An 11656-nucleotide genomic window follows, 5' to 3' on the forward strand; every position below is an offset into this window, starting at 1 on the left:
GCCATAGACGAATTTCGAGCGCCCTCACCCTGAGCACCGGTCGTTGTCGTCTGGACCATCTGTATTTCGGCGCCCTGCGGAGGACCGTCATCGAAATCGAAGAAACAATGATAAAGAGGATGATAATTCGATATGAGAAGAAACCGTGCATCGGCTCCCAGCGAATCTTTTATCATCTGCCGCAGGGATGCTTCCGCCTGGCCGAATTCATACTCGGGCGTTCCGTTGTCTATGACCGCAAAACCGCCCTTTCTGAGGTATTCCCCAAAATTTTTCCGTTCGATCTCGGTCAATTCAAATGCCTTGTCGGCAGTTATATACACGAAGGGCGTTTCGAATATTTTCCGTGAATCCAGGTAGAGGTGGCTGTCGACTTTCGCATTGATATTCGTGTAACGGTTCAATGCTTCCACGAGATTGATTACAGACCGTTTCAGCTTGTCGGGCGGTTTTAACTGGGCGCCCCACGCTGTGGAAATGTAAACGAATCCCTTGATGCTCTGCTTGTTTTTCGGGTCCTGGATGACCATGGCCTTGTACTGCCCGGTGTCGAGGTCATCGAGCGAGATCATCTCCTGTTTCATGGAAATCTGCTTTTCCGGTTCACGGGTCGAGGCCATTTCAATCTCGACACCGAGAGGAATGATCGTTTCACTCTCGATGTTTGTCTTCATATCGGTATCGTATTCAAACGACACGATTTTACCCATGAGGTCCATGGACGAAGGAGGTTTCATCTGAATATCCTTGACCGGCTGGCGCTCAGCCACTTTTTTACGCTCGAGATAACGGACCTGTATGCGTTTTTTCTTGAACTCGAATGCCCTTGTCATCCTCGGCCGCCTGATAACGAGCTCCATGGTCGCAGGTTTTACCACTTTCACCTCGGTTTTCCTGAACATGAAATAGGACCCCGCCATTGCATGAAGCGATACCGCGACGAGCAGACCCAGAAAGAACAACTTCTGCGTCTCCTGTTCCAGATGCTTCATGTCGATTGCATCGGAGGGCCCGTGAAACCGTGATGATTTGAATTCCTGTGTCATACCGAATCACCCGCCTTTACGCTGGGAATCTTCATTGTAATAGTTCATCACGTTCGCCGAGAAGGCCTCGGAACGTGTTCCATACAGCGTTTGACCCCGGGTTGTTACGCATGCTTTCTGTTCACTATAAGAGCTATAAATATGCCATAAAGACTAATATGTTGTTATTATTAAAATAAGATGCATTCCGGTTAAAAACATATCGTCACATATTGTCCGTACATGAGACAGGTAATGTCCGAATACGGACAGCTCGTGAAAAAAACGCGTCTTGTTCCGGGGTAGTTTTTCAAGGAGTTATGATATACAAAGAATGACAATATTTTCATTATCCGGTTATTCAGTTCGATAAGCATAGAAAACTATATAATCAGAATTGATAATTTCTTCCGATAGTATGTGATCCCCCCTGCCTGCGGCATCCCCCCTTTTTAAGGGGGGAGCGGCTTTAAGGGCACTTTCATTTCCCTAAGGAGGACACGGCGAAGCCGATGGGGATCAATCATGTCAGCTGATTTAACCGGATAACAGAATTTTCATCGGGAATCGGAGCATTGTACGGCGGGAAGACTATGCGGTATCCGTTATTGAACGTTGAAATAATGACTCATGGTTTTCTGCGCTATGCCGCCCTCCTGAGTAAGGGCATAAACAACCATGTTGACGCCCATTTTAAGCTGGGGGTCGTTATTGTCGTTGTCTTTCCATTTCGCCCCGTACCCCTTGTTCGAATACACTGCCACAAGGCGGCCATCAATCCAGATACCCTCGAGATAATGAACGGGTTTCCCAATAGCGCTGTTACGGGCAGCCTCACCGTATCTGCCGGAGGTTGTGGTCATAAACATTTTAATTTCGGAGCCCTGAGGCGGACCATCGTCAAAATGGAAGAAACAGTGATAAATGGGGTGATCATTTGGAATCGGTACAAATCGTATTCCTGAGCCAAGAACGTCACGAATCATCTTACGGAGGGAAGATTCGGCCTGACTGCAATCAAAACTCGGCTCGTTGTTGTCAAAGACCGCGAATCCGCCGGAATGCAGGTATTCTTCCAGATTCAAACGCTCGTCCGGTGTGATTTCGAATACCTTTTCAGTAGTAATGTAGATGAACGGTACGTTAAATATATCCCGTGAATTGAGAAGAAGATGAGAATCAACCTTCGCTTCTATGCCGGTATAGCGGGTTACGGCTTCCGCAAGGTTAATCACCGCACGTTTCAGATTATCGGGAACCCTGAGCTGGGAGCCCCATGTCGATGCCATGTAAATAAATCCACGGATGTCCATGGTTGACGGGTCATGGACAACCATCGCCTTATACCGTCCCGTATCGAAATCGACGACCGAGATCAGTTCGTTCTTCATCGATATACGGTTGTTTAATTCGCTGGAAATCGGCACATCCGTTTCAGCTTGTTTCTGCTCTTTTTCATTAATTTCAGCGCTGTTTTCTACTGAAGTTTCCAGAGCAAGTTTATCCACGGGTTCACGAATTTCGAGCGAATAATCCATTTTTGTTTCGAGCCTGGCAACAGGTTGTTTTATATACAATTGACCCCTTTGGATAATCCGAAGCGAGACCTTCTTGGGTTTCAGTTCCAGGGGTTTTGTATTTCGTGTACTTGTTACGGAAAATTTGACCGGATAGGCCTGTGTGATCGTTTCATCCGATTTTTTAAACATGAAATACGAACCGATCACCGGATGGATCACAAACGCCAGGAGAAGCCCCACATACAGGAGGCTCTGGTTTTCTTTTTCGAGTCTGGAAATATCAATGATATCAGACGGTCTTGGGGATTTCAGAAGCTCAGTGTGGTCTGCCATAAGAATCTCGCGTCTTTCTGTGAAATTGATACCATCCCGGTTTTATTAACCATCGAACGGAATCAATATCACGGTAACAGGTACGAAATCCGTGATACCCAGTCGAGTCGCCCTGTTCCTCCGCTGTATTTAATATGGAAAAATCTGGAAATTTGTCAAGAAGAAAATTGTTACTTTTAAAATTCATGTAACACGAAAAATAACCATAAAAGTCATAATTCGGACAGTATATCCCATAATGCTAAGTATGCAATATTTATGCCACCGGCGTTAAATCTTTAAAATTTACGATACAGGTCGATAATTAATACGTCTTGCATCGCATTTTACCGGATAATTTTAAAATCCCCCGAATCGATAACGAGTTATAAGGTATTAATTATAATGTAATTAGCAATATTCAATAGTTTGCATTCGATCAAATTCGTAGTATAGATAAACAGTCAAGTCCGCCCGATCCGCGACATCCGTGTTCCATGAATCGTGTGAACAGAATAGAGTAAAAATGTCCGTAAACGATACAACGATTGTTCAAATACGGACATTCCGGGATTTCTCCGCCGCCGTGAATACGGAAGTAAGTTTATGGCCCGGAAAGAGGACATGCTCCGGTGTCTCGATATTTCATCAACCGTGGTGAAATAATCATGTTCAGGAGAAAAAAACCGGTATGGAACGGATTCCATACCGGTTAAAAAAATCTGTGTGTGACATATAAAAAGCGTGTATCACTGAACGGCGGAGAAGAAATCCATCTTCTGCTGTGCAATACCGCCGGCCTGGGTCAGAGCGAACACTACGAAATTCACACCCATCTTGAGCTGAGGCTCGTTATTCGAAAGGTCTTTCCACTTGATTGCATATCCCTTGTCGGAATAGATTGCGACAAGACGTTGATCAAGCCAGATACCCTCAAGATAAATAACGGCTTTCGCCATCGACGAGTTACGGGCGGTTTCGCCCTGAGCGCCTGTAGTTGTAGTCTGCACCATCTGTATCTCGGAGCCCTGCGGAGGACCATCGTTGAAATCGAAGAAGCAGTGGTACAGCGGATGCTCGTTCGGTATCGGGAGGAACTGCGCATCTGCGCCGAGCGAATCTTTCAGCATCTGTCTGAGCGATGCCTCCGCCTGCCCGAATTCATATTCGGGGGTCCCGTTGTCAACGACAACAAAGCCGCCTTTTCTCAGGTATTCCCCGAAGTTTCTGCGCTCGATATCGGTCAATTCGAATGCCTTGTCAGAAACAACATACACAAACGGCGTCTCGTAAATCTTCCGTGAATCGAGGTACAGATGACTGTCGACCTTTGCGTTGATGTTGGTGTAACGGTTGACCGCTTCGACAAGATTGATAACCGCTCGTTTCAGCTTGTCGGGCGGTTTGAGCTGGGCGCCCCACGCTGTCGAGATATAGACGAATCCCTTGATACTCTGTTTGTTATTCGGGTCCTGAATAACCATGGCCTTGTACTGGCCGGTATCGAGGTCATCGAGAGAAATCATCTCTTCTTTCATCGAAATCTGTTTTTCAGGCTCACGGGCTGCCTGCATCTGAATTTCGATACCGATCGGAATAACGACTTCCTGATCCAGATCGGTTTTCATCTCGTTCGAATAATCAAACGAGGCTACACTGCCCATGAGATCGACGGACGAAACGGACTTGGTCTGAATTTCCGCTGTCGGTTTCCGCTCGACGACTTTCTTGCGTTCAAGAGTCCTGGTTTTCACCCTCTTTTTCTTGAACTCGAAAGCCTTGGTCATTCTCGGGCGCCGGATTACCAGCTCCATGGTCGCCGGTTTAACGACCTTGACCTCGGTCTTTTTAAACATGAAGTACGAACCGACCGCCGCATGGAGCGAAATAGCCACAAGAAGACCCAGAAAGAATATCTTCTGAGTTTCTTTCTCCAGTCTTTCCATGTCGATGGCATCGGATGGACCGCTGAAACGTGATGACGTGTACTGCTCTGCCATGAACGACCACCTTCCTTTCGGTGCTGTCCATCATCTTTTCCGCAATGGGTGATGATGGTTAATCATGGGGTTTACTGTACATATCCTCCTGGCATTTTTTTCTTATAAGACAGGGGCTTTTCCGTTTCTTGAAATTACCCCATCATAAAATATAGTTAATATCAGATTCATGTCAAGCGGGTAATTCATATATTTAAAATCTTTCTTTTGGCCAATAAATTAATATAATTTATACACTTTTTTAATATTTACCTTTTAAGTAATACTGTTCCGGCTGCATGAGCACCATTTTTTTCATGTCAGGATATCTTTCGTGCGCTTCCCTGTTTCATCAATTGTGACCGGTCTTTTTTCATGTGAATACCGTTCAAATGCCGGCCATGTTCCGCATGTACTCCGCATCTGAAGCATCATTATACATTCGCGGGGAATCCGGTATCATTGTACCGCGGAGAACAGCTCGATTTTCTGCCGGGCGATACCGCCATTCTGTGTCAGCGCAAATACGACAAAATTAACCCCCATTTTAAGCTGGGGTTCATTGTTTACCATTAATGTCCACTTCCGCGCATACCCTTTATCCGAGTAAATCGCCACCAGACGTTCATCGAGCCAGATGCCCTCGAGATAAATCACCGCTTTGGCTATGGATGCATCCCGGATTCTCTCGCTCGGCATCCCGGTAGTCGTCGTCTGCGATATCTGAATTTCAGCTCCCTGCGGAGGACCGTCATCGAAATCAAAAAAACAGTGGTACAGCGGATGTTCCCTGGGTATCGGCAGAAACTGAGCATCGGCTCCGAGCGAATCCCTCAGCATCTGCCTGAGCGATGCCTCGGCCTGGCCATACTCATATTCGGGGGTGCCGTTGTCGATTACCGCAAATCCTCCCTGACGTAAATAATCTCCGAAGTTCTTCCGCTCGATATCGGTCAGCTCGAACGCCCTGTCGGCTGTCACATATACAAAGGGCGTTTCCATTATCTTGCGCGAGTCAAGATACAGGTGCGCTTCCGATTTCGCATTTATTTTCGTGTATCTGTTCACAGCCTCCACAAGGTTGATGACCGCCCGTTTCAAATCATCCGGCGGCTTGAGCTGTGCTCCCCATGCTGTCGAGATATAGACAAATCCCTTGATGCTCTGCTTGTTGTTCGGGTCCTGAATGACCATGGCCTTGTACTGGCCGGTATCGAGGTCATCGAGGGAAATCATCTCTTCCTTCATCGAAATCTGCTTTTCCGGCTCACGGGAAGCCTGCATCTGAATTTCGATGCCGATGGGAATCACCACTTCCTGCTCCATATCGGTATTCATCTCGTTCGAATAATCAAACGAGGCAACATTTCCCATGAGTTCGATGGTCGAAACGGATTTGGTCTGAATATCCGCTGTCGGTTTACGCTCGATGACTTTCTTGCGCTCAAGGGTTCGGGTTTTCAGCCTCTTTTTCTTGAATTCAAAAGCTTTTGTCATCCGCGGCCGTCTGATCACGAGCTCCATGGTCGCCGGCTTCACAACTTTGACCACGGTTTTTTTGAACATGAAGTATGAACCGACCGCCGCATGGAGTGAAACAGCCACGAGAAGACCCAGGAAAAATATCTTCTGGGTTTCTTTTTCCAGCCGCCCCATGTCGATGGCATCGGACGGGCCGCTGAACCGTGAAGACGTGTGCTGCTCTGCCAAAACGATCACCTTCATTTCGGTGCTATGATCACTATTTCGCCTGGAGAGGGTGAAAACAATGTAAGAGAAGCTGTATGTCAGATAATTTTCATTTCAAGAGGTTCTGTAGTATTGCTCGGCGGATAAATAATGATACCAATAGCAGGAACAGATGCCGAAACAAGTTCGGCATGACGTCATCCGATGTCACTGTTTAATCAAAGAATTCCTCAGAGTTTACTTCGGGGTAAAAAGCCCCCTTCCGTCACTTCGTGACACCTTCCCCCGTATCGGGGGCAGGCAAATACCGAAGTCGTATCGATTTCCCTTACCCCTTTTTTTAGGTGGAAAGGGATTAAGGGTTAGGGAGCCCGATCCGACACCTCGCAGTTTACTGCGGGGTAGTTCATTCGCCGAAGCAATACGATTATGTATCCCGTTTTTCCCCGTTATGACACGCAGGTAATTTCCACAGGCCTTATTAAGGCTTATGAAGAAGATTATACTGAAACGGTTTCGGGATAATGGTCATGCCGGACGTGGCCCGGCATCGTTAATCTTATAAAGATGCAGCACTAATACACTATCGCCGGGGAATGCCGGCCCGCAGCCGGTGATCGTTTTCTCAGGCGATCCCCTCCCTGAGAACCTTCCGGTAGAGCGCTTCGTACCGGTCGACGATTTTATCCACATGGTACTCTTCGATGACGCGCTCTCTTCCCTGCTGTCCCATATTTTTTGCCAGCTCAGGGCTACTGAGAATTCTGAGACAGCCATCGACCATTGCGGAAATATCGCCCACGGGGAACAACAGTCCGGCAGCGCCATCCCCGAGAAATCCATCCATTCCGCTTCCCGATGTGCCGGCGACGGGAACCTCGCAGCTCATGGCCTCGAGCGCGGTCAGCCCGAAGCTTTCGTGCTCCGAGAGGAGCAGATAGAGATCGGCGAGGGGAATGATGCTGCTGACATCTTCCTGCCTTCCGAGGAAATGCACACGGTCGACAATCCCCTTCTGCTCAGCGAGTATACGGGCGTTTTCTTTTTCCGGGCCGCTGCCGACAAGAATGAGATGGGCCTTCATATGCTTCACGACGCCATCGAAAACCTCGATGATATCCTGTACCCGTTTGACCGGCCTGAAGTTTGAAATATGCATGAGAATTTTTTCGTCCGGTTGAGCGAAACATGCCCGGCACATGGATGGCTGGGGTTTAAAACGGTCGGGATCGACGAAGTTGGGTATCACCTCGATCTTTTTATCCACGGTAAACCGGTACAGCGTCTGGTTTCTCAGATACTGCGAAACAGCGGTAACCGCGTCCGATTCCTCGATGGAAAACCGTGTGATATCATAGTAGGAAGGGTCCATGCCGACGAGAGTTATATCGGTGCCGTGCAGGGTGGTGATGACGGGCAGTATTTTTTTACGCTCGATCACTTTTTTTGCCAGATATGCGCTTGTGGCATGAGGAATGGCATAGTGGACATGGAGGAGGTCGAGTTCCTCACGGAGCGCAATCTGAGCCATTTTCGAGGCAAGCGAGAGACTGTAGGGGACATAATCGAACAGGGGATAATTGAACACCTGAACTTCATGGAAGTAGACATTCTCGACAAACTCGGTAAGACGGTAGGGAAGCGCCGTGGTGATAAAATGGATTTTATGTCCCCGTCCCGCAAGCCGCCTGCCGAGCTCGGTGGCGACCGTTCCGCTGCCGCCGTACGTTGGATAACAGGTAATGCCGATGTTCATAACGATTCATTCCCCCTGCGCTGTGTTGACTCCCGTTCCGCGAAGACGCGATCTTCCTGTACACTGTGACTCTTCACCGCCGTCCCTGTCCGGGAATCAGGGCGCGCAGACCGATTTCGCTGACAAGGTCCTGAATCTCGACCGGCGAATCCATGCGGAAACCCTCGGCGTAATCGGTGTGAATCCTGGAGCCGTGATACCGCATCCGGGCTTCGATCTCACGCGAGAACCGCTCCGACGAGATATAGGTGGGCAGCCCTTCCTGATCGGGATTGTGAACCTGGCTCCGGTAGCAGGATACCGCTTTCATCTTACGGTCGAACTGGTCGGTTATATCGACAATGATGGTCGGAATGACCTCATAATATTCCATCACATAGAGAATCTTGTTCGGCCTGTGTGGCGGCTGTCCCGTATCGTACCGAGCAAGGCCCGAGGTGAAACACGATTCCCTGACCAGCATTGAGGTATGGGTATGGTCGGGGTTACGGTTGTTGGAACCATGGGTTATGACGATATAGGGACGATACTCCCTGAGCGCCTCGACAACCCGTTTCCGGTTTGCAGCCGTGTTTTCGACAGCGGCATCGGGAAATCCGAGATTCGCCCGCACATCGACGCCCAGTATCTCCGCCGCGCACGCCGCCTCACGTGAGCGCTGATCCACATCGCCCCTCGTGCTCATCTCCCCGCGGGTAAAGTCCACGATGCCGGCATGGTACCCCTGATCTTTAAGCCTGATGAGCGTTCCGCCGCAGAGTATCTCGGCATCGTCCGGGTGCGCCATCATACAGAGTACATCCAGCTCCATATCATTCCTTTCCGTATATCATCACTGTCGCACAATGCATGAAAAATAGGATAAACGTCAAATAAAAGCAAGCGCCGAACGGATGGAGGATTCACTGTATTGAGAATGTGTTGACGAAAGTAGAATCTCTCCTGTATACAAACAATAAAAATCTTGTTTTTATTCAATAAATAGGCTATTCTAAACATTATGGATTAGCATAAATGATATAAATATTTTGGATTACATCATTACTAGTAGTGAAATGACAGATATGACAGATATAATAGAGACTCTTGAACTTTTCGACGAAAAGTCTGGTCATCTACTCGAACTCTCACTTTCGCAAGAAATATCTAAGAGTTACAACGCGTCAGTGCGATGGAATCGAGAACAGGGCTGGACCAGCAAGTTCGCTGGACCAAATGGTGAGTCTGTTGACGCTTTTATTCTAACACTTAGACTTTTTATTCAGGATAACGAACCGATCTCACTTCGACGAATGAGAGATCTTTATCGGAAAGCCCCAATTGAACCGGTGTTGGCGGATCAGTTTGATGATGTGTGCACTGAGCTGAACACCTTTCTTGATAGCGAGACACATCTCGCAATTGATGATGATAGACAACTGACCTACCGGGATATTTTCGAGTTTTTTATCTATGGATCGCTGGCACATACAAACACTCCCCAAAAACGTGACATTTTTAAATCTCTGCATAATGGCGAATGGTTTTCTCTATTTCAGGCTCACTTTACTGATGTTCTTAGATCATTTGTTCTTACACTTTCTTCGCTGAGAAGTATAAACGATGAAGTATTGCGGCTACTTAAAGGAACTTCATCATAAAAAACCAGGAAATCGAAATATTTGTTGGATTTTTTCCTTTTCTCGGGTAAAAAAGTGTTATTTTATTGGCTGTAAACGATTGACCGGGAGAGTGCTATGGCAACGGTAACGATTGACGAAGAGAGACTGAAGGATTTGCTGAAATCAGCTCTCGTCGAGGCCCTCGAAGAACACCGTGAGCTCGTGCAGAACATTGTGGAAGAAGCCATGGAAGATATTGGTCTTGCACATGCCATCGGGCATGGGCTTGGAAGCGAATCTGTCTCTCGTGAGGAAGTATTCGCGATATTGGAGGAGGCCGGAGAGTGAAGGTCGAGTTCAGGGCGAGCTTTGCCAAAGACCTCAGAAGCGTTAAAGATAAAGGGATGTTGAAGTCTGTCAAAGATGTTATTGAATCTGTCGAAAAGGCACCTTCTTTATCGGCGATTCAGAATCTGAAGAAACTTGAAAGCGGAGGCAGTTTCTATCGTATAAGAACAGGCGATTTCCGCGTAGGCATCTCGTTTATGAATGACACGGTTATCTTTATAAGGTTTCTGAACCGTAAAGACATATACAAATACTTTCCATGATGTGAACACACACGATAAACTCCATCCGTTATGTTCCCCTGAAATGATTTTTAGTATCCTTCTCATGACCATTGTTTCCGTTCTTGATATTGCAGCGTTATGACGTTATAATTATATCATGAGCAATCGAGTGAAAAGAGCAGCGGTTTATTTCGATTCTCAGCTTCACCACGCACTCCGTATCAAGGCGGCCAATACCGATCGCAGCATTTCCGAACTGGTGAATGATGCCATTCGTCTGAGTCTGGCGGAAGATATGGAGCATATCGGGGTCTTTAAAGAGCGCGCCGATGAGCCCGGTCTTTCTTTTGAGGATATCCTGAAGGAGCTCAGGCACGGTGGGAAGATATAATCTCCCATAAAGCCTTTTACAGCCGATCGATTCCGGTGTCAGAACCGATAAAAAACATTTGTATCCGGTATATATCAGAAAACAGTTCACCACAAAGGCACACAGGCGCAAAGCGGCATAATAGATTATCAATACTATCTTCAGCGGCAATTAATCGTTGATATCTAAAAAGATATAAAATAACAAAATCCGCGTAAATCCGCCCGATCCGCGTAAATCCGCGTTCTCTCTATAATCGGGTCATATCCCAACTTCTGAAAAGGAAACGGTCATGAGGTATGCGGCAGTGCTTCTCGTTCTGCTCACGGTATCCGGCGCCGGAGCTGTGATGGGCAAACCCCTCGAAGCATATATCTCCGAAGCGCAGTCGAAACAAAGCCCGGAAGAGATCGACCAGGCGGTGGAGATCATGCAGAAAGCGCTTGAAGAATATCCCGGTAATCCGACAGCCATGGCGTATCTCGGCGGGTACATCGGCATACAGTCCGGTCATGCTTCCTCGGCGGGAAACATGAACGACGCCGGGCGGCTTGTAACAACGTCGTTCGAATATCTGGACAAGGCGCTTGCCCTCGATAAGGAAAACACCATCGCGCTGTTCTACCGGGGAATCATGGGAGTGAATGTTCCGGAATTCTTCGGCAGGCTCGACCAGAGCATCACCGATCTGGAAACCCTCCGGGACATGATCGTGAAGAATCCGGGCAGCGCTCCCGATATTATCCGTTTCTCAGCGCTCGTGGCTTTGGGCGACGGTTACGATAAAAAGGGTGAGCAGCAAAAGGCTCTCGAAACATGGCGGAACGTTGTG

At 47.7% G+C, this 11656-nt stretch carries 11 protein-coding genes; 5 read left to right on the forward strand and 6 right to left on the reverse strand.

The features are described 5' to 3' along the window. From LLG96_07700 to bshB1, 6 genes are all read right to left on the reverse strand, one after another. Nucleotides 1-1046, reverse strand: a 1046-nt coding sequence (locus LLG96_07700; GenBank protein MCE5250090.1) for a DUF4159 domain-containing protein, incomplete at its 3' end; no start/stop codon positions are given. A gap of 584 nt (nucleotides 1047-1630) precedes the next feature. Beyond that, nucleotides 1631-2878 (reverse strand): DUF4159 domain-containing protein, encoded by a 1248-nt coding sequence (locus LLG96_07705; GenBank protein MCE5250091.1) that lies wholly within the window; start codon nucleotides 2876-2878, stop codon nucleotides 1631-1633. A gap of 728 nt (nucleotides 2879-3606) precedes the next feature. Next, a complete protein-coding gene (locus tag LLG96_07710) occupies nucleotides 3607-4857 on the reverse strand; it encodes a DUF4159 domain-containing protein (protein ID MCE5250092.1) in 1251 nt (416 codons plus the stop codon). A 438-nt stretch (nucleotides 4858-5295) separates the two neighbouring features. Beyond that, nucleotides 5296-6546, reverse strand: a complete 1251-nt coding sequence (locus LLG96_07715; protein ID MCE5250093.1) for a DUF4159 domain-containing protein — start codon at nucleotides 6544-6546, stop codon at nucleotides 5296-5298. Nucleotides 6547-7150: 604 nt separating this feature from the next. Continuing rightward, the gene (gene bshA, locus LLG96_07720) at nucleotides 7151-8281 is read right to left on the reverse strand and encodes an N-acetyl-alpha-D-glucosaminyl L-malate synthase BshA (GenBank protein ID MCE5250094.1); all 1131 of its coding nucleotides are present in this window, start codon (nucleotides 8279-8281) and stop codon (nucleotides 7151-7153) included. A 73-nt stretch (nucleotides 8282-8354) separates the two neighbouring features. Further along, nucleotides 8355-9092, reverse strand: a complete 738-nt coding sequence (gene bshB1, locus LLG96_07725; protein MCE5250095.1) for a bacillithiol biosynthesis deacetylase BshB1 — start codon at nucleotides 9090-9092, stop codon at nucleotides 8355-8357. 217 nt (nucleotides 9093-9309) lie between these two features. Here bshB1 and LLG96_07730 point away from each other — a divergent pair, with 217 nt between their 5' ends. The 5 genes from LLG96_07730 to LLG96_07750 form a co-directional block, all read left to right on the forward strand. Then, nucleotides 9310-9921, forward strand: coding sequence for a hypothetical protein (locus LLG96_07730; GenBank protein MCE5250096.1), 612 nt, complete (start codon nucleotides 9310-9312; stop codon nucleotides 9919-9921). Nucleotides 9922-10017: 96 nt separating this feature from the next. After that, on the forward strand, nucleotides 10018-10230 hold the full coding sequence (locus LLG96_07735) for a hypothetical protein (protein MCE5250097.1): 213 nt from the start codon (nucleotides 10018-10020) through the stop codon (nucleotides 10228-10230). Continuing rightward, nucleotides 10227-10493 carry a type II toxin-antitoxin system RelE/ParE family toxin gene (locus LLG96_07740; protein ID MCE5250098.1) on the forward strand — a complete coding sequence of 89 codons (267 nt, stop codon included), beginning with the start codon at nucleotides 10227-10229 and terminating at the stop codon, nucleotides 10491-10493. The genes LLG96_07735 and LLG96_07740 overlap by 4 nt, the downstream gene beginning before the upstream one ends. Nucleotides 10494-10611: 118 nt before the next feature. Next, nucleotides 10612-10845 carry a CopG family transcriptional regulator gene (locus tag LLG96_07745; protein MCE5250099.1) on the forward strand — a complete coding sequence of 78 codons (234 nt, stop codon included), beginning with the start codon at nucleotides 10612-10614 and terminating at the stop codon, nucleotides 10843-10845. A 271-nt stretch (nucleotides 10846-11116) separates the two neighbouring features. Beyond that, the coding region (locus LLG96_07750) for a hypothetical protein (protein ID MCE5250100.1) at nucleotides 11117-11656 on the forward strand (540 nt) is incomplete at its 3' end.

The sequence above is a fragment of the bacterium genome, assembly GCA_021372535.1.
GTDB lineage: Bacteria > Latescibacterota > Latescibacteria > Latescibacterales > Latescibacteraceae > JAFGMP01.